This window comes from Streptomyces cucumeris, from assembly GCF_024295805.1.
In the GTDB taxonomy this organism is placed as follows: domain Bacteria; phylum Actinomycetota; class Actinomycetes; order Streptomycetales; family Streptomycetaceae; genus Streptomyces; species Streptomyces cucumeris.
Genome location: NZ_JANCLX010000024.1, coordinates 46,536 through 67,917, shown reverse-complemented (window position 1 = coordinate 67,917; position 21,382 = coordinate 46,536). Strand labels below are relative to the sequence as shown.

Annotated in this window: 14 protein-coding genes; 10 read left to right on the top strand and 4 right to left on the bottom strand. The window is 73.5% G+C overall.

Translation table 11 applies throughout. The features are described from left to right. Positions 1-3 precede the first annotated feature (3 nt). The 5 genes from NMK44_RS28880 (at position 4) to NMK44_RS42465 (ending at position 8,512) form a co-directional block, all read left to right on the top strand. Positions 4-2,760, top strand: coding sequence for an AAA family ATPase (locus tag NMK44_RS28880; protein ID WP_254748507.1), 2,757 nt, complete (start codon positions 4-6; stop codon positions 2,758-2,760). Further along, entirely contained in the window at positions 2,750-5,569 is a 2,820-nt protein-coding gene (locus NMK44_RS28875) for an ATP-binding protein (RefSeq protein ID WP_254748505.1), read from the top strand. Before NMK44_RS28880 ends, NMK44_RS28875 begins: the two co-directional genes overlap by 11 nt. A 245-nt stretch (positions 5,570-5,814) precedes the next feature. Next, complete coding sequence (locus NMK44_RS28870) at positions 5,815-6,495, top strand: helix-turn-helix transcriptional regulator (protein WP_374215360.1); 681 nt, start codon at positions 5,815-5,817, stop codon at positions 6,493-6,495. Next, the gene (locus NMK44_RS28865) at positions 6,492-7,277 is read left to right on the top strand and encodes a hypothetical protein (RefSeq protein ID WP_254748501.1); all 786 of its coding nucleotides are present in this window, start codon (positions 6,492-6,494) and stop codon (positions 7,275-7,277) included. The genes NMK44_RS28870 and NMK44_RS28865 overlap by 4 nt, the downstream gene beginning before the upstream one ends. Then, entirely contained in the window at positions 7,274-8,512 is a 1,239-nt protein-coding gene (locus tag NMK44_RS42465) for a cytochrome P450 (protein WP_254748499.1), read from the top strand. Before NMK44_RS28865 ends, NMK44_RS42465 begins: the two co-directional genes overlap by 4 nt. On the opposite strand, the gene NMK44_RS28855 is transcribed toward NMK44_RS42465, so the two are convergent. Further along, the gene (locus tag NMK44_RS28855) at positions 8,486-10,135 is read right to left on the bottom strand and encodes a PucR family transcriptional regulator (protein ID WP_254748497.1); all 1,650 of its coding nucleotides are present in this window, start codon (positions 10,133-10,135) and stop codon (positions 8,486-8,488) included. The genes NMK44_RS42465 and NMK44_RS28855 overlap by 27 nt on opposite strands. 191 nt (positions 10,136-10,326) lie before the next feature. On the opposite strand from NMK44_RS28855, the gene NMK44_RS28850 reads away from it, so the two are divergent. The 3 genes from NMK44_RS28850 (at position 10,327) to NMK44_RS28840 (ending at position 14,528) form a co-directional block, all read left to right on the top strand. Next, positions 10,327-11,583: an aspartate aminotransferase family protein gene (locus NMK44_RS28850; RefSeq protein ID WP_254748495.1), complete on the top strand. Its 1,257-nt coding sequence runs from the start codon at positions 10,327-10,329 to the stop codon at positions 11,581-11,583. Positions 11,584-11,612: 29 nt separating this feature from the next. Continuing rightward, the gene (locus tag NMK44_RS28845) at positions 11,613-13,085 is read left to right on the top strand and encodes an NAD-dependent succinate-semialdehyde dehydrogenase (protein ID WP_254748493.1); all 1,473 of its coding nucleotides are present in this window, start codon (positions 11,613-11,615) and stop codon (positions 13,083-13,085) included. Positions 13,086-13,214: 129 nt separating this feature from the next. Beyond that, positions 13,215-14,528, top strand: coding sequence for a CAP domain-containing protein (locus NMK44_RS28840; RefSeq protein ID WP_254748490.1), 1,314 nt, complete (start codon positions 13,215-13,217; stop codon positions 14,526-14,528). Between the two features lie 13 nt (positions 14,529-14,541). On the opposite strand, the gene NMK44_RS28835 is transcribed toward NMK44_RS28840, so the two are convergent. After that, a complete protein-coding gene (locus tag NMK44_RS28835) occupies positions 14,542-15,330 on the bottom strand; it encodes a peptidoglycan-binding domain-containing protein (protein WP_254748488.1) in 789 nt (262 codons plus the stop codon). Positions 15,331-15,537: 207 nt separating this feature from the next. On the opposite strand from NMK44_RS28835, the gene NMK44_RS28830 reads away from it, so the two are divergent. Then, entirely contained in the window at positions 15,538-16,785 is a 1,248-nt protein-coding gene (locus NMK44_RS28830) for an FAD-dependent oxidoreductase (protein ID WP_254748486.1), read from the top strand. 54 nt (positions 16,786-16,839) lie between these two features. Here NMK44_RS28830 and NMK44_RS28825 read toward each other — a convergent pair whose 3' ends face one another. Both NMK44_RS28825 and NMK44_RS28820 read right to left on the bottom strand, forming a co-directional pair. Beyond that, positions 16,840-18,360 carry an amino acid permease gene (locus NMK44_RS28825; protein WP_254748484.1) on the bottom strand — a complete coding sequence of 507 codons (1,521 nt, stop codon included), beginning with the start codon at positions 18,358-18,360 and terminating at the stop codon, positions 16,840-16,842. Positions 18,361-18,427: 67 nt separating this feature from the next. Further along, positions 18,428-19,435 (bottom strand): hypothetical protein, encoded by a 1,008-nt coding sequence (locus NMK44_RS28820; RefSeq protein WP_254748482.1) that lies wholly within the window; start codon positions 19,433-19,435, stop codon positions 18,428-18,430. A gap of 379 nt (positions 19,436-19,814) precedes the next feature. Here NMK44_RS28820 and NMK44_RS28815 point away from each other — a divergent pair, with 379 nt between their 5' ends. Further along, on the top strand, positions 19,815-21,317 hold the full coding sequence (locus tag NMK44_RS28815) for an FGGY family carbohydrate kinase (protein WP_254748480.1): 1,503 nt from the start codon (positions 19,815-19,817) through the stop codon (positions 21,315-21,317). Positions 21,318-21,382: the final 65 nt, after the last annotated feature.

The following is a 21,382-nucleotide window of genomic DNA, read 5'->3' as shown; positions in this document are numbered from 1 at the left end:
ACCATGCAGTTCAACGGGCTCCCGTTCCCCGGGCGAGAACGAGAGCAGGCAGCGCTGGCGCGGGTCGTCACCGACCTCGGCAGGGGTCGGCCCGCGGTCGTGACGATCGCCGGCCGCCCCGGTTCCGGACAGCGCGCACTGCTCGGATGGGTGGCCCGGCTCGCCGCCGACCGCGGACTCCGCGTCCTGCGCGCCGAGGCCACCCCCAGTGAGCACGCCCTGCGCTACGGCGCCGTCGACCAGCTGCTGACCCCCGTGGACGGGCTCGGCGACGGCACCCGGCAGGTCCTGGTCGGACATGGCCCGGACACCCGTTTACCGGGACTGGCCGAACTGCTGCGCAGCGCCCGGGACCAGCCCACGCTGGTGACCGTGGCGGACGTGGGGCTGCTGGATCCGGCCTCACTGCGCTGGTTCGGTGCCCTGATACGCCGGCTGCCCGGTACCCCGGCGGCGGTCGTGGCCGGCAGCACCGGCGGTCATCACCCGGGCTGGAGCGGGATCACCTCGGCTCCCGGCCCGGTGCCCGTCACCCAGCTCACCCTGTCCGCGCTGACCGACCGGGACATCGCCACCGCCGTGGCGCTGATCTGCGGCGAACCGGGTGAGGAGCCGTTCACCTCGGCCGCCGCCGAGGCCACGGCGGGCAGTCCCGCGGTGGCGCACGAGGCGCTGAACCGTTTCGCCGCGCGCGGTCACCGGCCGCTGGCCGCCCGGGTCCCCGAACTGCGGGCGCTCATCACCGCGGTCACCGGCGAGCACACCACCCGGGCGCTGAGCGGGCTGCCGGACACCGCGGTGGCGGTGCTGCGCGCCCTCGCGGTCTGCGGTGAACTGCTGGACCTGCCCCTGCTGTACACGCTCGCGGGGCCGGGGGCGGCACGGGAGCCGGGGCTGCGCGCCACCCTGGAGGCGACCGGGCTCACCGTCGCCTCCGGCACCGGACTGCGGCTGCGCAACGCCGATGTGCGGACCCGGGTCCTGGAGGAGATGACCGCCGCCGAGCGCGCGGACCTCTTCGCCCGCGCCGCCGAGCTGGCGCACCGGGCCGCCGTACCCGACGAGGAGATCACCCGGCTGCTGCTCGCGGCCCGTCCCGCCGGAGAGCCCTGGGCGGTCCACACCCTGCGCCGTACCTGCGCCGCCGCGCTGCGCGCCGGGCGGTCGGCCGAGGCCATCGCTTGTCTGACCCGGGCGCTGGACGAGCCGATGGAGCCCGGATCGCGGGCCCGGCTGGGGCTGGAACTGGCCGCCATCGAGGTGCTGGCCGCGCCCGAGGCCGGGGACCGCCGTCTGGAGGAGATCATCCGCACCGAGGGCGACCAGCTCTCCCGGGCCCGCACCCGCGCCGCCGATCTGGGCCTGACCCGCGGCGGTGTCGAGGGGCTGCGCCGGGCGGTGCTGAGCGCCCTGCCCACCGCCCATGACGTGGAGCGGGCCGAACTGGCCGCCCTCTACTGGCTCTCCGACGAGGGACGGGAGGACGACACCGCGCTGACCCTGGCCGATGTCCCCCCGCTGCCCGAGCGGCCGCCGTGTCCCGCCCAGGCCGGGGCCCGCGCCTGGCAGCTCGCCCTGCGCGCCGAGAACCTGGCGCTGACACGGGAGCTGGCCCGCCGCGCGGCCACCGGCCAGGAGGGCGGCGGCGCGCTGATCCTGCCCCGGCTCGCCGCGGCCCGCGCCCTGTTGCTCACCGACGACGTCGAAGAGGCCGGGACCCGGCTGGACGTCCTCCACACCGAACTGCGCCGACAGCACGCCCGCGCCGCTTCCGCGCTCGTCCTCGCCGTCCGCGGCGAACTCCATCTGCGGCGCGGACGGCTGGACATGGCCGAACGGGACGCCGCCGCAGCGGAACGCTGTCTGCCCCACGCCCGCTGGCATCCGGACACCGCCCCCTATCTGTCCGCCGTCCAGATCACCGTCGCGCTGGAGAGCGGTCAGACCGACCGGGCCCGGGCACTCGCCGCGACCGCCCCGCCCACCGGGGAACGGGAAGGCGCGGCCTGGGCGTATCTGCTCTTCGCCCAGGGGACGGTGGATCTGCTGGACGGCCGGATCACCGACGCGAGAGAGCGCTTCCGCGGCGCCGGACGACGGCTGCTGCGCCGCGGCCACATCAATCCCGCCCTGATGCCCTGGCGTTCCATGGCCGCCCGTGCCTGCCAGGCGGCCGGGGACCACGAGGAGGCCGAGCGGCTGACCCGGGAAGAGGTCGCGCTGGCCCGGCGGTGGGGCGCGCCGAGCGCGCTGGGCTGGGCCCAGCTCGGCGCCGGACGGGTGGCCCGTGAAGGGCGCGCCGAGCGGCTCCGCGAGGCGGCGGGCACCCTGCGCGGCACGTCCTCCCTGCTGGCCCTGGCGGGGGCGCTCACCGAGCTGGTCAGGACCGAACTGGACGCCGGGGACCGCTGCGCGGCCTCCGCGCTCCTGGCCGAGCTGGCCACCCTCACCACCACCCACCGTCCCTCCAGCAGGCTGGCCGAGCGGGTGCGCGTCCTCACCGGGCGGCTGGGCCGGCCCGCCGCCTCCGGCGCCGTCCCGCATCCGGCGTGGGCCACGCTGACCGAAGCCGAACGGCGCACCGCGACCCTGGCCGGACACGGCCGGGGCAACCGCGAGATCGCCGAACTGCTGTCGGTGACCACCCGCACCGTCGAGCTCCGGCTCAGCGGTGCATACCGAAAGCTGCGGATCCGCGGGCGGGCGGAACTGCGCATGCTGATCCGGGCGACAGAGGGGTACGGAACGGATGTTGCTTGAGCGCGAGGCCGAGAAGGCACAGGTCGCGGAGGCCCTGGCGGCGGCCCGTGCGGGGGACTCGTCACTGCTGCTGCTCACCGGCCCGCTGGGGATCGGCCGTACCGCACTGCTGCACCAGCTCGCCGCGCGGACCGAGGACGACGGCGTACGGGTGCTGCGTGCCAATGCCGCGCCGATGGAGCAGGACTTCGCCTTCGGTGTGGTCCGCCAGCTCTTCGACAGTCTGCTCACCGGTGCCCCGGAGGAGCTCCGCGACCGCTGGCTGCGGGAGCACGGCGGCTTCGCGCGCACGGTCTTCGCCGATGACGCCGTCCCGGCGGGGGAGGGGCGGGCCGCCGCCGCCAGCGAGGCCGTCCTCTACGGGCTGCGCTCCCTGCTGGCGGACGTGTGCGCGGACGGTCCGCTGCTGCTCCTCGTCGATGACCTCCAGTGGGTGGACACCCCCTCGCTGCGCTGGCTCGCCTATCTGGTCAAGCGGTTGCACGGACTGCGTGCCGTCCTGGTGTGCACCCTGCGCGACGGGGATCCGCGCGCCCAGCACCCGCTGCTGTGCGAGGTCACCGACGCGGCCGCACGGGTGCTGAGCCCCGCGCCGCTCACCGTGGACGCCGCCCAGGGGATGATCCAGGAGCATTTCGGCGAACGGGGCGACGAGGAGTTCGCCCGGGCCTGTCACGACATCTCCGGCGGCAATCCGCTGTTCCTGCTGTCGGTGCTGCTCGGCCTCGCCGTGAACGGGCACCAGCCGACCGCGTGCCATGCGGACGCCGCCCGTGAACTGCGGCCCTCCCAGCTCCGGGAGCGGCTCGCGGGCTGTATGCGCACCCAGCCGCAGCCGGTGCGGGACCTGGCCGCGGCCATCGCGGTCCTCGGCGACCAGGGCGACCCCGGGCTGATGGCCCGGCTGGCCGGACTGGACGCGATCGGCTACGCCGCCGCGCTGCGTGCCGTCCATGAACTGGGACTGACCGCCACCGAACAGGAGCCCCGCTTCGTCCACCGGGTGGTGCAGGACGCGGTCGAGTCCTCCATGACCGTGGCCGAACGCGAGCGGCTGCACGACGCGGCGGCCGAACTGCTCTACCGCAGCGGCTGCCCCGCGGAACTGGTCGCGGCCCAGCTCATGGCCGTCACCGCCTCCCGGCACTCCTGGTCGGTGGAGGTGCTGCGGGCCGCCGCGGACACCGCGCTGCGCCGGGGCGCGCCCGACACCGCCGCCCGCTATCTGCGGCGTGCCCTGCTGGACGGTGCGCTGTCCGGAGAGGGACGGGCCCGGCTGCTGATCGATCTGGCCACCGCGGAGCGCGGTTTCGACCCGGCCGCCTGTGAACGCCATATCTCCCAGGCGATACCCCTGCTGCCCTCGGCGCGGCACCGGGCCGCCGCCGCCCTGCGGATCTCCCCGACCATCGTGGGGCTCACACCGCCCTCCGTCCTCGACCTGCTGCACCAGGTGGCCGAGGATCTGGGCCCGGCCGCCGACCTGGCGGGCACCGCACGGGATCTGTCCCTGCGGCTGGAGGCCCGGCTGAGGCACTCCGGACACGAGGACCCCGCCGAACTGGCCGCCGCCGTGGCCCGGCTGAACGGGATGGGGGAGGAGCCTGCGCTCGGCTCCACCGCCGAACGCGAGCTGACCGCGGTGCTGCTCACCGCGGCGACGCTCACCGCCCGGCTGCCGGTGGGCCGGATCACCGGGATCGCCCACCGCATCCTGGAGCGCGAACCGGCCACCTCGGCCCGGGTGCACTCGGCGCTGCCCCTGGTGGTCATCGCCCTGGTCGCCTCCGACTCGGTGCGCGACATCAGTTCCTGGCTGTCGGCCGAACGCCACACCGCGCGGCAGGACACCACCGTCGTGGACGCCTTCGTCCACCTGGAGCAGGCGATGGTCCTCACCGCCCGCGGCCGCCCCGCCAAGGCACTGGACCACGCCGAGCGCGCCGCACGGCTGGCCGAAGCGCACTGGCAGGAGATCGGTGTCATCTCCACCGTGGCCCTCACCGGGGTCGCCCTGGAGCTGCGCGACCCCGCGCTGACCGAGCGGATCCTCGACCGGCTCGGACGCCGCCGGTCCGCCAGCCTGGCGCTGACCACCGCCCTCCAGCTCCTCAAGGCCGCGCAGGACACCGGGCACGGGCGGTGGAGCGCGGCGCTGGAGACCCTGCTCGCATGCGGACGGCAGCTCGAGGCGTCGGGCTGGCGCAACCCCGTGCTCTTCCCGTGGCGGCCCGGCGCGGCCGCCCTCCAGGTGCGCGTCGGCGACGCCCGCGCGGCGTTCGCCCTCGCCGAGGAGGAACATCTGCGGGCGGTGGAATGGGGCGCGCCGGTCGCCATCGGCCGCGCCCTGCGGCTCAAGGGGCGGCTGCACGGCGGTGACCGGGGGGTGAATCTGCTGCGCGAGTCCGTCGACGTCCTGCGCGCCTCCGCCAACGAGCTCGAACTCGCCCGTGCCCTGCTGACCCTGGGCAGACGGCTGCGCGGCGGCAGCGAGGCGGAGGCCGTACTCCAGGAGGCGGTCCCCCTCGCCGCCGCCTGCGGTGCGCCCTGGCTGGCCGAACGGGCCGGCACCCGCAACGGCCGGACCGCGCCCACCGTACGGCCGGAGGCGAGCCTCACCCGCACCGAACGCACGGTGACCGGGCTGGTCGGCCGCGGGCTCACCAACCAGGAGATCGCCGGTGAACTCGGCGTGACCACACGTGCCGTGGAGAAGCACCTGACCCATGCCTACCGCAAGCTGGAGGTCTCCGGACGCCGCGAACTCATCCGTCTGCTGCCCCGCCTTCAACCGCAAAACCGCGGTTAACGGCGGTAATTCAGCGACGATCGGCGCACCGGATGAACCACCGAACCGAACCACCGAAACCCGGGGGTGCGGACCGAACCCCCACCCCCCGCCGACCACGGGATTGGGCGGCGGGACCGCAGTTGACGTTGACTGGATCAGCCACTCCTCCCTAGTCTCCATTCTGAAATCACATTCGAAAAAAATTGCGCGCGCAATTTCCCCGGAAAATTCAGAATTCAGGAAGGGATGGCAGTCCCTTGGCAATGTCCGCACTAGCAGATACGGCTCGGCCAACCCCCCACGAGCTCGGATGTGAACAGGCCGAGTACGCCGATCTCCTGCGCCAGTTCGACCAGCCAGGGGTGTGTGTCGTATGTCTCGACCCGTCCCTGACGGTCCTGCAGGCGAATCGGGAGTTCTTCCGCCAGTTCGACGATGCGTCGGCCGAGGTTTGCGGCCGCAGCTTCTGCGATCTGGTGCACCCCAGCGTCCAGCAGACCCTGCGACGCCAGTTCACCGGGCTCGTCGACGGCTCCCGTCATCGCTTCGCCGCCCACACGGTGCTCGTCGGACCCGAGGGTTCGGCCTTCACCAGCGTGCTCACGGCGGTGGCGGTGCGCGAAGGCCGCTCCCATGTGGCGTCCATACTCGTCCTGATGCGCCCCACCGCGGGCGGCGGCGAGGTGGACATGGTCACCGAACGCAAGAAGCTGCTCACCGAGATCGAGGCGCGCATCCTGGAGGGGATCGCGGCCGGACTGTCCACGATTCCCCTGGCCGCGCGGCTCTACCTCAGCCGCCAGGGCGTCGAGTACCACGTGACCCGGCTGCTCCGTAAGCTGCGCGTGCCCAACCGCGCGGCCCTGGTCTCCCGCGCCTACTCGCTGGGCGTCCTCAATGTGGGCTCCTGGCCCCCGAAGGTCGTCCAGGACTTCGTCAAGTGATACCGCCCGAGGAGCGGGCGACACGCGGCCACAGCCGGTCCGATGCCGACCGGCTGTGGCCGCGCCGCCACTCCAGGACCCACGAGGCGGACCGCGCCCTCGCCGAACTCGACCCGCCGGTCGCCGACTACACCCGCGGCGGTGTCGTCCGTACGGTGCGGATCGCCCGCACCACCCCGCGCCGGGCCGATGTCCTCCATCTGCGCCGGGCCCACCACGGGCGGACGCTGGACCGGCTCGGCGTCCCGGTCTGGGACGAGGACGACGAGCGCGCCGTCCATCTGCTCTGCACGGAAGGCGATACGGCGGTCGGCGCCCTGCGCGTCACCGTCGGCCGGGCCGGGGAGGGCGAGCTCTACGAGGACTTCGGTTCGCTGGAGGAGACGCTCGGCGACGGTGAACTGCTGATGTTCGCCCGGCAGATCGTGGAGCCGCGACGGCGCGGCAGCGAGATCGCCACGGCGCTGGCCCACGCCGCCTGTCTGTGGTGGAGCGTGCGCTCCCGGCTGCGGCGGATCGCGTTCACCGGACTCACCCCCGGACCTCCCGCGCCCGTCTTCGGGGCCACCGCGGTCACCCCGCCGTTACCTCTGGGCCCGGCCGCCGTCGGCGTCGCGGTCTTCACCGGGCGGCTGGACACGGTGGCCGACGAGACCGCGCGGCGGCTGCTGCGGACCGGATGGGCGATCACCCTCCGGGAGGCCCTGGGCACGGCCGGGGCGGGGACCGCGGGCGTGGCGGCCGGGCAGCCGGGGCTCGACGCGTCGGGGGAGATCCCGTGAGCGATGTCCGCGCCCCCGCCCGGCCGCCCCGGCTGCCGTTCCCGGCCGACCGTCCCGCCGAACCGCCGGCCGCCTACGCGTGGGTGCGCCGGGAGTGTCCGGTCAGCCGGGTGCGGATGCCGTCCGGTGACCTCGGCTGGCTGGTCAGCCGGTACCGGGACGCCCGGTTCGCGCTCTCCGACCGCCGGTTGAGCAAGGCCGCGCTCACCGAACCCGGCGCGCCCCGTATCCGGCCCGGGACCCTGCCGCCCGGTCTGCTGTTCACCACCGACCCGCCCGAGCACACCGCGCTGCGCATCCGGGCCACGGCGGCCCTGACCCGTACCCGGACCGGCGGGCTGCGCGCGGCGGTCGCCGAGATCGCGGAAGAGCTCGTGGACGGCTTCGCCGCCCGCGCCGAGGCCGACCTCGTGGCCGACTTCGCCCGTCCGTTCGCCATGCGGGTGATGTGCATGCTGCTGGGCGTTCCGCTGGGCGACCGCGACCGGTTCGCGCACTGGGCCGAGACGGTGCTCGCGGTCGACGGGCACGCCCCGGAGGACGTCGAGCGTGCCCAGCGCGACCTCATGGCGTACACCGCGGCGCTGGTCACCGCACGTACCGCGGTGCCCTCGGACGACCTGGTCTCGGCGCTCGCCCGGGACGGCGACGACGCCACCGCCGTCTCGCTGGCCGCCACCTTCCTGGTCACCGGGTACGAGACGATGGTCGCCGCGGTCGCCAACGCGGCGCTGACCCTGCTCATCCGGGGCGGGCTGCCCACGCCCTGGCCCGCCGACCCCCGGGCGCTGATCGAGGAGCTGCTGCGGCTGGGCACCTTCGGTGACGCGCTGCGCTCCCGCCGGGCGACCACCGATGTCACCGTGGGCGGGGTGGTGGTGCCCGCCGGAGACGTGGTGCTGGTCTCCCTCGCCTCCGCCAACCGCGACGAGACCGTCTTCACCGAGCCGGACCGGCTGCTGCCCGGCCGCACCCCGCGCCACCTCAGCTTCGGTCACGGCGCGCACTACTGCCCCGGTGCCCGGCTGGCCCGGGTGGAGCTGGAGACGGCCCTGCGCTGTCTGGCCACCCGGCTCCCCGGGCTGCGGCTGGCGATGGCATCGCAGGAGGTGGTGCCGCGCGCGGGCTCCGCCGAACGGCCCCCGGAACGGCTCACCGTCCGCTGGGGTCCGCCCGGTGACGCGGACCGCGTACGGCCGGCGGAACGCTCAGGATGCGGAGGAGGTGCCGTGTGACAGCCGCAGCACCTGGAAGGCGGTGAGCGCGACATGGAGTTCGGTGCGCTGCCCGCCGGACTCCAGATCGCAGCCGAGGAGCCGTTCGATCGAACGCAGCCGCTGGTAGAACGCCTGGCGGGACAGGTTGGCCCGTTTCGCCGCCACGGTCTTGTTGCCCGCCGCGTCCAGATAGGCGCGCAGGGTCGACAGCAGATCGGTGCCGTGCCGCTCGTCGTAGTGGACCAGCCGTCCCAGCTGCCGTTCCACGTACTCCTGTATCCGCACGTCCCCGCGCAGCGCGTACAGCAGCTGCCGCAGCCCGATATCGCACAGCTCGTGGAAGGGTTTGTCGGGGGTGCCGGGGACGGCGGCGTCCGCGACCCGGGCCGCCTGCTGGAAGGAGTGCGCCAGCTGGGACAGATCCGCCACCTCCGAGCCCACGCTGACCACCGCGTCCGGCCGTGACTGCCGCACCGCACGGCTCAGCCGCTCCGCCAGCGGTCGCCAGGGGACGGACGGCTCGAAGGCCAGCAGCACCCCGATGTGATCCCCGGGCACCGCTCCGACCAGGACGGACGTCCCGCCCGTCGCCAGCTCGGCGGTCAGCCGGTCCTCCAGGGCCGCCCGCTCCTGGGCGTCCGGCCCCCGGGCGAGCGTGACCAGGACGACGATGAACCGGCGGCCCTGCACCGGTGTGCCCAGGGCCTCGGCCCGCGCCCTGGCCTCCCCGGCGGACCGGCAGCGCCGTTCGACCAGGTCCAGCAGCAGGGTGCGCTGCGCCCGCCGCTCCCAGCGGGTGTGCTGGGTCAGCCGGGCGATGGTCAGGGCGGTGGCCGTGCGCTCCAGGACCATCGCGTGCTCGGGGCCGGTGGCCGGGTTGCCGGAGGTGTCCGGGAGCATCAGCAGCCGTCCCCAGCGCTCACCCCGGTACTCCACCGCCGTCACCAGCCACTGCTCCGGACCGCTCAGCTCGGTGCGGTCCGGGGAGGGGGTGGCGCGGGAACGCCGCTCCCAGCCGGTCAGCGCCGCCTCGACGCCCGGCCCCGGGGGGCCGCAGATCACCGCCTGGTGCACCAGGTTCTCCAGCACCACCGGATGCCCGCTCAGCTCGGCCGCCATGCCCACCACCTCATCGGGCTCGGCGCCGCGCAGGGTCAGCGCGGTGAAGGCGTCGTGGACGTCATGGGCCCTGCGCAGGCTCTCGATCTGACTGCCGATGATCATGGAGTGGACGATCTGGGTGACCTCCACGAAGTTCACGCTCCGGGAGAGCACCACCAGCGGGAAGTCCCGGTCCAGACAGGCGCGCACCAGCTCGTTCGGCGGCCGGTGGTAGCGCCGGACCAGCTCTATCACCAGCCCTGCCGCACCGATGTCCGCCAGCTCCTCCACATAGCGCCGCACTCGCGAGGGATCCCCCTCCGGCAGTGGCATACCGGTGGTGAGCACCAGCTCCCCGCCCTTGAGGAACGACGCCGGATCGAGCAGTTCGGTGATGTGCACCCAGCGCACCGGGCGGGACAGCTTCCCCTGGCCGGACACCACCTCCGGTAGCCCCGCGGCCAGCACCGGCAGCCGCAGCGCGGCGTCGAGCGTGAGCGGCGCGCCGGCCTCGTACGTGATCCCGCCGGAGCCGTCCATGCGGGTCACTCTGACAAGCTCCGGTCCCGTGCGCAACGGGCCCCCTTGACGCCGGGCCGGGGAGGAGTCGTTGACAGATCGTCCATACCGATCACCAGGGAGCGACAGAACGATCATTGTCCTCGCCCGGTCCGCTCCCGCAGTCTCGAAGGGTCCGCGCAATCGCCGACCTGTTGGGTGTGGGAGAGAACATGACCAATCTGTCGCCGCAGCTTCGCCAGGCCACTCCGGTGGTAGCCGTCCGTGGGGAGGGCGTCCACGTCCATGGCGAGGACGGCCGGCGGTATCTCGACTTCACCGCGGGCATCGGTGTCACCAGCACCGGCCACTGCCACCCGCGGGTCGTCGCCGCGGCGCAGGAGCAGGTGGGCACCCTCATCCACGGCCAGTACACGACCGTGATGCACCCGCCGCTGCGGCGGCTGGTCGAGAAGCTGGGCGAGGTGCTGCCCCCGGGACTCGACAGTCTGTTCTTCGCCAACTCGGGCAGCGAGGCGGTCGAGTCGGCCCTGCGGCTCGCCCGTCAGGCCACCGGCCGGCCGAACGTCCTGGTCTGCCACGGCGGCTTCCACGGCCGTACCGTCGCCACCGCCTCCATGACCACCTCCGGCACCCGCTTCCGCTCCGGCTTCTCGCCCCTGATGAGCGGGGTCGTGGTGACCCCGTTCCCCACCGCCTACCGGTACGGATGGGACGAGGAGACCGCGACGCGGTTCGCCCTGCGCGAGCTGGACTACGTCCTGCAGAGCATCTCCCACCCCGATGACACGGCCGCGGTCATCGTCGAACCGGTGCTCGGCGAGGGCGGCTACGTCCCCGCGACCGAGGGCTTCCTCCAGGGCCTGCGCGAGCGGGCCGACCGGCACGGCTTCCTGCTCATCCTGGACGAGGTGCAGACCGGTGTCGGCCGCACCGGCCGGTTCTGGGGCCATGACCACTTCGGTGTCCGCCCCGACATCCTGGTCACCGCCAAGGGCCTGGCCAGCGGCTTCCCGCTGTCGGGCATCGCGGCCTCCGAGGAGCTGATGAGCAAGGCGTGGCCCGGCTCCCAGGGCGGCACCTACGGGGCCAACGCGGTGGCGTGCGCCGCCGCGGCCGCCACCCTCGACGTGGTGCGGGAGGAGAACCTCGTCGCCAACGCCGAGGCCATGGGCGCGCGGCTGCGCGGCGGCCTGGAGGACCTGGCAGCGAAGACCCCGGCCATCGGCGATGTCCGCGGCCTCGGTCTGATGCAGGCGAGCGAGTTCGTCACCGAGGACGGCGAGCCGGACCCGGCCACCGCCGCCCGGGTGCAGAAGGCCGCGGTGGACGAGGGACTGTTGCTGCTGCTGTGCGGAGCCTGGAACCATGTGGTCCGGATGATCCCCGCCCTGGTCGTCGACGAAGCGGCGATCGACGAGGGTCTGCGTGCCTGGTCCGCCGCCGTCAGCGCCGGTACGGGCTCCTGACGCGCCCCGGATCGAAGGAGACTGCCGCCATGTCCACCCCCTCGTTCCCCGCCGCGGCCGATGTGCTCGCCACGGTGTCCAAGAAGCTCTACATCGCCGGATCCTGGTCCGACGCGGCCGGTGGCCTGACCATGCCGGTCGACGATCCGGCCACCGGCGAGACGCTGTGCGAGGTCGCCGACGCCAGCCCCGCGGACGGCCGGCGGGCGCTGGCCGCCGCCGAGGACGCCCAGGAGAAGTGGGCCGCCACCGCGCCCCGGGCCCGCAGTGAGATCCTGCGCCGCGCCTATGAACTGATCCTGGAGCGGGCCGACGCGCTCGCCGCCCTGATGACGGCCGAGATGGGAAAGCCGCTGGCCGAGGCGCGCGGTGAGGCCGCCTACGCCGCCGAGTTCTTCCGCTGGTTCTCCGAGGAGGCCGTCCGGATCGACGGCGGTTTCGCCACGATGCCGGACGGCAGGAACCGCATGCTGCTCATGCGCCGGCCCGTCGGTCCCTGTCTCCTCATCACCCCGTGGAACTTCCCGCTCGCCATGGGCACCCGCAAGATCGGCCCGGCGATCGCGGCGGGCTGCACCATGGTGCTCAAGCCCGCGCCCCAGACCCCGCTGTCCAGTCTCGCGCTCGCCGGGATCCTGGAGGAGGCCGGGTTGCCGCCCGGTGTGCTGAACGTGGTGACCACCTCGCGGGCGGGGGAGGTGGTGGAGCCGCTGCTGACCGGCGGGCAGATCCGCAAGCTCTCGTTCACCGGCTCCACCCAGGTCGGCCGTACCCTGCTGGCCCAGTGCGCGCCCGCCGTCGTCCGCACCTCGATGGAACTCGGCGGCAACGCCCCCTTCATCGTCTTCGACGACGCCGACCTCGATGTCGCGGTCGAGGGCGCCATGATGGCCAAGATGCGCAACATGGGGGAGGCGTGCACCGCGGCCAACCGGTTCTTCGTGCACCGGTCCGTGGCCGCCGAGTTCGCCGACCGGCTGGCCCGCCGGATGGGCGCCCTCGAGGTGGGCCCCGGCAGCCGTCCCGGTGTCGACGTGGGTCCCCTCATCGACCGGGCGGGCCGGGAGAAGGTCGAGGAGCTGGTCGCCGACGCGGTGGCCCGCGGCGCGGAGGTCCTGGTCGGCGGCAGCACCCCGGACGGGCCCGGCTGCTTCTACCCGCCCACGGTGCTCACCGGGGTGGACACCGCGAGCAGGCTGATGGAGACCGAGATCTTCGGACCGGTCGCGGCCATCCTCACCTTCGACGACGAGGACGAGGTCGTCGCCACGGCCAACGCCACCGAATGGGGTCTGGTGGGCTATGTGTTCACCCGGGAACTCAACCGCGCGCTGCGCATGAGCGAACGGCTCGAGGTCGGCATGGTCGGCCTCAACACCGGACTGGTCTCCAACCCGGCCGCCCCCTTCGGCGGCGTCAAGCAGTCCGGACTCGGCCGTGAGGGCGGCCGGGTCGGCATCGACGAGTTCCTGGAGTACAAGTACGTCGCGGTCCCGGTCTGACCGGAACGGCGACCGACCGCCGCCCCCGCGCCTGTCCCGGCCCCACGGCCGGGGCGGGCGCGGCCTCGTCGTGGAACCACTGGCCCGGCCGGGGCGTTGCCCCCATGAACCCGGTGGTGAGGAGCGGACATGGGCGAGTTGGTCCCCGGCGGCAATCTGGCGCTGCCCGAGGGCGCGCTGACGATCCGGGTGCCCGGCCCGTTCGATCTGTCCGCGCTGATCACGGGTGCGGACGGAAGGGTCGCGGGCGACGCCGACTTCGTCTTCTTCAACCAGCCCTCCGCGCCCGGCGCGCGGCTGCACGGCGACACCCTCACCCTTCACCCCCGGCGGCTGCGCCCGGACGCCGAGCGGATCACCGTCGTCATCAGCCCCGCCGACCCCGCCACCCCGCTCGGCCGGCTGCCGGTGCCCGCGCTGACCGTCTCGGCGGACGGCGGCGCGCCGCTCGCTCGGTTCACCCCGCCGCGCCCCGCCCAGGAGACCGTGCTGCTGCTCGCCGAGGTCTACCGGCGGGGCGACCGGTGGAAGGTGCGCGCCCTCGGCCAGGGGTACGCCGACGGACTGGCCGGAGTGGCACGGGACTTCGGGGTCGAGGTCGCCGATGAACCGCCCCCGCCCACCGCACCGGCTCCTGCTCCGCCCCCGGCGCAGGAGCCGGGTGCCGCGGCGGGAGGGCCAGTGGCGGTGGTGAATGCAGCCCGGGCGCGGGCCGGAGCGCCATTGCTCACCCTGGACACCCGGCTGACCGCCGCTGCCGAGGCACATGCCGCGGCCATGGCGTCGGCCGGGCGGCTCGCCGTGGAGGGACCGGACGGCGTCTCCCTGTTCCAGCGCATCGCCGCCACGGGCTACCGCTGTCTGACGGTCGAGGAGCATCTGGTCTCCGGACCGCGCACCCCCGAGGAGTTCGTGGACTACTGCCTGTCGGGGGCGGAGCGCCGCGGACCGTTCGGTGACCCGGCGGTGGCTCACCTCGGGCTCGGCCGGGCGGTCGGTCCCGGCGGGGATGTCTTCTGGACGGCGGTGTGGGCCAAGCCGTTCACCTCGGACGGTCTGGAGCGGCTCACCTCCGAGGTCATCGCGCTCACCAACGCGGAGCGGGCCGCCGCCCGGCTTGCCCCGCTCGCCGCAGAGCCACGGCTGACCACGGCCGCCCAGCGGCACAGCGACGACATGGTCGCGCGCGACTTCTACTCCCACACCGGGCCCGAGGGGCGAGAGCCCTGGGACCGGGCCAGGGCCGCCGGCGCCGGCCACCGGGGCATCGGCGAGAACATCGCCTGCGGCCAGCGCTCCGCCGCGGAGGTCGTCCGCGGCTGGATGGACAGTCCGGGCCACCGGGCCAACATCCTCAAGCCCGACTTCACCCATATCGGCGTCGGCTACGCCATCGGCAGCCGGGCCGGTACCTACTGGACCCAGGTCTTCGGCGCCGTCTGACGGACGGGATGGCTCAGGTGCGCGACTCCAGGATGCGCCGGGTGGCGTCCCCGTACACCCCGTTGGCGTCCCCGCGGATCCCGTTCAGGATCTGGAAGCGGGACACGGCCTCCGCCAGGCTCTGGTCGTACTGCCCGTTGACCTGTCCGCCCTGGTACACGTCCGGGATCCGCAGCAGCCGGTTCTGCAGTTCGGTGACCGGCGGACCGCTGTCCCCGAGCGTCAGGATGTTCGGATGGGCGTTCTGCTGCCACTGCCCGTCCGGTGTCCGTGCCGAGGGTGTGGCGGGCACCGGGGGAGCGGCGCCGCCCCCGGCCGCCGGGGGTGAACTCACCCCGCCCGTCACCGGGGGCGCCGCGCCCGTCGCCGCGTCCCGGGGCAGCACCAGGACCAGCGTCAGTGCGACCCCCGCGCTCAACCCGCCCACCAGCAGCAGCGCGGCCCGGGAGCGGCGCCGCACCACCGCGCCCGTGCCGGGCCCGGGGAACGGAAGGGGCTCGGGCATCGACAGGGCGGCGGTGGACGCCGCGTCCCAGGACCCCGGGCCCCCGGGCCGGAGCTCCATCTCCTGGGTGTCGGCCTCGGCCACCTGATGGGCGCCCGGCGGCAGCGGGTCACCGGGCGGGCGGAACAGATGCAGATCCTCCATCCACCCCTCGACCGGAGGGCCGGTCCCCGCGCCCGGACCCTGGGCACCGCGGGGCGCCGGGGCCGGTCCGGGCGCGGGGACCGAACGGTAGGTGCCGTCCGGCCGGTCCGTCCGGCGGCCGGTCCGCCGGCCGGGTTCGTACTCGGCTGCCATACAACCTCCTTCTGCGCCCCACACCGTCAGGCGGACATACGGACGGAAGACCGGGACGTCTCAAGGACAGGGCGCACCCGGAGCCGCGCATCAGTGTTTTCACTGGTCCGTCCGTCCCCGTGACGAGTGGTGATAGGGCGTGGCTCCCCGGGGTACCGATCCTGAGGTGTTGCCCTGTCTCCTGACACACCGAAGGGAGCGCATGCGATGGAACGGACCACATGCTGTGTGGTGGGCGGTGGCCCCGCCGGAATGGTCCTCGGTCTGCTGCTGGCCAGGGCCGGCGTCGAGGTGACCGTCCTGGAGAAACACGGGGACTTCCTGCGCGACTTCCGTGGTGACACGGTCCACCCGAGCACCCTGGCCCTGCTGGAGGATCTGGGGCTGGCGGAGCGGTTCGCGGCGCTGCCCCAGCGGCATGTGCACACCGTCCAGCTCCCCATCGGACCGGACGGCGAACTGTTCACCGTGGGTGACCTCAGCGCGCTGTCCGGCCCGTACAACTACGTCGCCATGGTGCCGCAGTGGGATCTGCTCAACCTGCTGGCCGACGAGGCGGCGCGGGAGCCCTCCTTCCGGCTGCGGATGAACACCGAGGCCACCTCCTTCCTCCGCGAGGGCGGACGGATCACCGGGGTGCGCTATCGCGAGCGCACCCCGGACGGCGAAACCGGTGAACTGCGCGCCGATCTCACCGTGGCCTGTGACGGCCGGGGTTCGCTGGCCAGGGCCCTGCCCGAACTGGGACTGCGCTCCTTCCCCTGCCCGATGGACGCCTGGTGGTTCCGGCTGCCGCGGCGCGAGTCCGATCCCCAGGGCGTGGTGGGCACCGCGGGCGACCGCTTCATCACCGCGATGATCGACCGTGGTGACTACTGGCAGTGCGCCGTCCTCATCCCCAAGGGTGCCGACGAGGAACGCCGCGCCGACGGTCTCGACCGGTTCCTGGAGGAGTTCGCGCGGGTGGCCCCGTGGATCGCCGACCGTGAACCGGAACTGAAGTCCTGGGACGAGGTGAAGCTGCTGGACGTCCGGATCGAACGGCTCCGCCGCTGGCACCGCCCCGGGCTGCTGTGCATCGGCGACGCCGCGCACGCCATGTCCCCGGTCTTCGGGATCGGGATCAACCTCGCCGTCGAGGACGCCGTCGCCGCCGCCCGCCACCTCGTCGAGCCGCTCCGTGAGGGCAGGGTGGGGCTGGGCGACGTCCGTGCGGTGCAGCGCCGCCGCTGGCCGACCACGGCCATGACCCAGGCGTTCCAGCGGACGGCCCACGCCCGGGTCATCGAACCGCTGCTCAGCGGGCGTTCACCGGCCGGGAAGGAGGTACGCGCCCTGCGGCTGGCCGACCTCCTCACCAAGGCGCCCTGGCTGAAGCGGGCCCCCGCGTACTTCCTCGCCTACGGTGCGATGCGTGAGCGCCCGCCCGCGGTGTCGCTGCGCCGTCCGGACTGAACCGGAGGGGGCGGCGCGGCGGCACCGCGGACGGCGGACCGGGATCCGGAGCGCTCAGACGATGCCCTCCGCGATCTCCGCCTGCTCACGGGCGGTTCCGTAGCCGGTGGGCGTCTGGTAAGAGCGCCGGGCGATGAACCACCAGACGGTGGCCAGGAGCAGCACCACGGCCAGAGCGATGGAGGCGTAGTTCATCGAGTCCACCGTCACCGGGCTGGACTGCGGCAGACAGAACAGCACCGTCACACAGGCGACCCACACCACCGCCACCCAGCCCACCGGCTTGCTCCAGCGGCCCAGTTGCCAGGGCCCCGGACGGAAACGGTCCCCGGCGCGCAGCCGCAGGAAGATGGGGATGGCGTAGGCGGGAGTGATGCCGATGACATTGATGGCCGTCACCGCGCCATAGGCGGTCTTGGAGTACAGCGAAGGCAGCGCGAGGACACATGCGACGGCCACCGACAGCCACACCGCGTGCACCGGGGTCTGGGTACGGGAGCTGACCCGCTGCCAGAGCCGGGACCCCGGCAGCGCCCCGTCCCGGCTGAACGCGAACACCATCCGGCTGGCCGCCGCCACCTCGGCGTTGCCGCAGAACAGCTGCGCCACGATGACGACGAGCAGCATGGCGGTGGCTCCGCCGGTGCCGAGGGCGTCGATGAGGATCTGCGCCGGGGGCACTCCGGTCTCACTGTCCTGGGCCCCGGCGTAGTCCTGGATGGCGAAGGTCAGCCCCGCCAGTAGGACGAAACCGGCGGCCCAGGACACCCAGATGGCCCGGACGATCCCGCGTGCGGCGGACACCGAGGCGTTGGAGGTCTCCTCGGACAGATGCGCGGAGGCGTCGTACCCGGAGAAGGTGTACTGCGCGAGCAGCAGCCCGATCGCCGCCACGTACAGGGGGTTCGACCAGCCGGTGTCATTGACGAACTCGGTGAAGACGAACTCCGGCGACTGGTGGTGGGACGGGACGATCGCCAGCGCCCCGACGATCACGGCCACACCGCCCAGGTGCCACCACACGCTGATCGAGTTGAGCAGGCTCACCAGCCGCACCCCGAAGAGGTTCAGCACCGCGTGCAGCACCAGGATGCAGACGAAGATCAGCATGGTGGATTCCGGGGTGGGATCGAAGCCCCACTGGAGCTGGAACAGCGCCCCGGTGAACAGCGCGGCGCCGTAGTCGATCCCGGCGATCGCCCCCAGCAGGCCCAGCAGATTGAGCCAGCCGGTGTACCAGCCCCAGGCCCGGCCGCCCAGCCGGTCGGCCATGTAGTACAGCGCCCCGGAGGTGGGGTACGCGCTGGTCACCTCCGCCAGCGCCAGCCCGACGCACAGGACGAACAGACCGACCCCGGCCCAGCCCCACAGCATCACCGCCGGACCGCCGGTGCCCATGCCGAAGCCGTACAGCGTCATACAGCCGGAGAGGATCGAGATCACCGAGAAACTGATGGCGAAGTTGCCGAAGCCGCCCATCCGGCGGGCCAGGACCGGCTGATAGCCGAGCTCCCGCAGCCGCTGCTCTTCGTCCCGCCGCGGGGCGGGCCCCGACTGCGACCGTGCCGTGGACATGAAGCTACCTCCGGAATCGGAAAGCGGAGAACGTTCGACGGAAGGTGGAGGGACCGAGCGGTGGCGCTCAGCCGTTCGGCCCGGGTCTCGGCCCCCGGGCGCCCGCCAGACAGCGGGTCCGGGCGCGCAGAAAGGTGTCCTCGGCCGGCGCGCGGTCCGAGGGGTCGGGCGTGCGGCAGGCCCAGGGAAGCGTGGTGAAGTACGGCCCCAGAGCCTCGAACACCCTTGCCGCGTCCGGGAATTGCAGTGCGCCCCACAGGGCGTGCGCCAGATGGTTGAGGTCCAGCAGGGACCCCGTCGTCGGGTCCGTGTGGTCGAACCACCCGTGCAGCGCGCGGTTGGCGTCCCGGGTCGCGTCCTCGGTGGCCCAGTGCAGGTCCAGTGCCTTCTCGAAACCGCGCTCCTCCCGGTACCGCTCGACGTGCACATACAGCGGCAGGACGTGCAGCGGCGAGTCCTCGGGCGCGCCCGAGGCCACCCACTGGGCGAAGTTGACCGCCTCGGCGAGTGAACCGCCCGCCCGCCGCATGTACACGAACTGGAGCATCCGGTGGTACGCCTCGCGGTTGTACGGATCGCGCCGGTCGGCCTCGGCCAGCAGCCCCCAGGGGCCGGGGAAGAGCAGCGGCCCCGGCGGATCCGCCCGGTGCTCCGCCATCCGCTGCCGGGTGTCGAGCTGTGCCAGGGCCAGCAGACACACCCAGGGCACCGGATCCGCCGCGGAGTTGTGCGCGGCCATCCGGCAGGACTCCCACGCCTCCTGCCACAGCTCCTGGGTGCGCCGGTGTCCCTCGCGGTGGGCGCGCACCGCCCGTTCCACCACGACCCGGGTGTGCATCACCAGCGCCGCCACGCTGCGCGGTTCCTCGGCCCGCCAGGTGTCCACCACGGTGGATCCGGCGGCCACCGCGGCCAGCACCTGGGTGCGCTGGGTCCACAGGGCCCAGGTCGGAGTCTCCGCCAGCAGGTTGCGCATCGAGATCCAGCGGCCGGTCCTCAGGTCCTGCAGGGCGATGCGCAACCCGTCGTCATGACCCGCCGGGTGGTAGACGGGGCGGAACTCTTCCTCGGCCATCGGATGACTTTCGTGCGGAGCTGACGGGACCTGCTGAAGGTGCGTGTCGTGAGCGACAATTGATGGAGCGTCATGAAAACCGGGTGCGCCGAGAATCCCGCTTCCGGGTGTGCTCGGCAGTCTGATGGATGTGGGGGATCCTAGGGCATGTCCGTGTCCGGTACATGACCGCCTCTCCCGCGTCCGGCCGTGCTGGGCCGGTGGTGTGGAGAAATGGCGCCGGTTCGCGGGTGCCCTTGACGCCACCCGGCGGCTGCCACCAGGCTCGTACGCGCGATCACCGCGACCACCACTCCATCACCACCTTCGACCGGCCTGTCGATCGGCGCGTCTCGATCGAGCGAACGCGATCGGCGAACTCCCCTGTGGAGAACGGGATATGACGTCAGCAGAGCGCCGTGCGGCCGCCCCGGCCGTCACTCCGGACGGCCCGGTGCTCGCCGTCGACCAGGGCACCTCCGGTACCAAGGCGCTGGTCGTCTGCCCCGAGCGCGGTGTGATCGGTACCGGTGCCGCCGCCGTGCGCCCCCGCTTCCTCCCCGGCGGACTGGTCGAGGCCGATCCCGCCGCGCTGTTCGGCTCGGTCGTCGACGCCGGACGCCGGGCACTGGCCGACGCGGGTGAACCGGTCGTGGCGGTCGGTCTGGCCAACCAGGGGGAGACGGTGCTCGCCTGGGACCCCGTCACCGGCACACCGCTGACCGACGCGCTGGTGTGGCAGGACCGGCGGGCCGAGACGGTGTGCGCCGGACTTGCGCCCCATGCGGACACCCTGCGCGAACTGACCGGACTGCCGCTCGACCCGTACTTCGCGGCCCCCAAGATGGCGTGGATCCGCCGCCATCTCACCGGCGAGGGCGTGGTCACGACCAGCGATGTCTGGCTGGTCCACCGGCTCACCGGCGCGTTCGTCACCGACGCCGCCACCGCGGGCCGCACCCAACTGCTCGACCTGGACCGGGTGGAGTGGTCCCCGAAGGCCCTGGACCTCTTCGGACTGAGCGCCGAGCGGCTGCCGCGCGTCGTCGACTCCGACACCGCGGTCGGCACCACCACCGCCTTCGGCGGTGAGCTCCCGCTCACCGGACTGCTCGTCGACCAGCAGGCTGCCCTGCTGGCCCAGCGGGTGACCCGGGCGGGTACCGCCAAGTGCACCTACGGCACCGGCGCGTTCCTCCTCGCCCAGACCGGTCCCCGGCCCCGGCGCGGCAGCCACGGCCTGGTGAGCTGTGTGGCGTGGCGGCTCCGCGGGCGCACCAGCTACTGCCTGGACGGACAGGTGTACACCGCCGCCTCCGCGGTGCGCTGGCTCACCGACCTGGGTGTCATCGGCGGCCCCGGGGACCTCGATCCGGTGGGCACGAGCGTGCCGGACACCGGGGGAGTCACCTTCGTCCCCGCGCTGGCCGGACTCGCCGCGCCCTGGTGGCGCGGTGACGCACGGGGATCGCTCACCGGACTGGGTCTGGACACCACCGCGGGCCATCTGGTGCGCGCCCTGTGCGAGGGCATCGCCGCCCAGGTCGCCGAGATCGCCACCGCCGCCTCCGCCGATCTGGGCGCGCCCCTGACGAGCCTCCGGGTGGACGGCGGGCTGACCCGTTCGGCCCTCCTGATGCAGACCCAGGCCGATCTGCTGCAACGCCCCGTCGAGGTGTCCGCGCTGCCCGATGTCACCGCGCTGGGCGTGGCCGCCGCCGCCCGGCTGGGACTCGACCCCGGTCTCGAGGTCGAACGGGCCGTCCCGGCCTGGGAACCGTCGGCCGTGTACGAGCCGCGGATCGGCCCCGACCGGGCCGCCGAGCGGCTGGCGCGGTTCCGCGCTGCCGTGGCCGCGCTGCCGGACCCCGTACCACCGGCCACCGCGCCCGGTGCCGGATGAGATCGCCACCGGACCGCCGGTGACCCGCACCCGCATGCGAACACCCGCCGCCGCGAGGAAGCGAG

Coding starts and splice junctions, on each gene's coding strand:
- NMK44_RS28880 (WP_254748507.1), top strand. CDS start 4: ATGCAGTTCAACGGGCTCCCGTTCCCCGGGCGAGAACGAGAGCAGGCA.
- NMK44_RS28875 (WP_254748505.1), top strand. CDS start 2,750: ATGTTGCTTGAGCGCGAGGCCGAGAAGGCACAGGTCGCGGAGGCCCTG.
- NMK44_RS28870 (WP_374215360.1), top strand. CDS start 5,815: ATGTCCGCACTAGCAGATACGGCTCGGCCAACCCCCCACGAGCTCGGA.
- NMK44_RS28855 (WP_254748497.1), bottom strand. CDS start 10,135: ATGGACGGCTCCGGCGGGATCACGTACGAGGCCGGCGCGCCGCTCACG.
- NMK44_RS28850 (WP_254748495.1), top strand. CDS start 10,327: ATGACCAATCTGTCGCCGCAGCTTCGCCAGGCCACTCCGGTGGTAGCC.
- NMK44_RS28845 (WP_254748493.1), top strand. CDS start 11,613: ATGTCCACCCCCTCGTTCCCCGCCGCGGCCGATGTGCTCGCCACGGTG.
- NMK44_RS28840 (WP_254748490.1), top strand. CDS start 13,215: ATGGGCGAGTTGGTCCCCGGCGGCAATCTGGCGCTGCCCGAGGGCGCG.
- NMK44_RS28835 (WP_254748488.1), bottom strand. CDS start 15,330: ATGGCAGCCGAGTACGAACCCGGCCGGCGGACCGGCCGCCGGACGGAC.
- NMK44_RS28830 (WP_254748486.1), top strand. CDS start 15,538: ATGGAACGGACCACATGCTGTGTGGTGGGCGGTGGCCCCGCCGGAATG.
- NMK44_RS28825 (WP_254748484.1), bottom strand. CDS start 18,360: ATGTCCACGGCACGGTCGCAGTCGGGGCCCGCCCCGCGGCGGGACGAA.
- NMK44_RS28820 (WP_254748482.1), bottom strand. CDS start 19,435: ATGGCCGAGGAAGAGTTCCGCCCCGTCTACCACCCGGCGGGTCATGAC.
- NMK44_RS28815 (WP_254748480.1), top strand. CDS start 19,815: ATGACGTCAGCAGAGCGCCGTGCGGCCGCCCCGGCCGTCACTCCGGAC.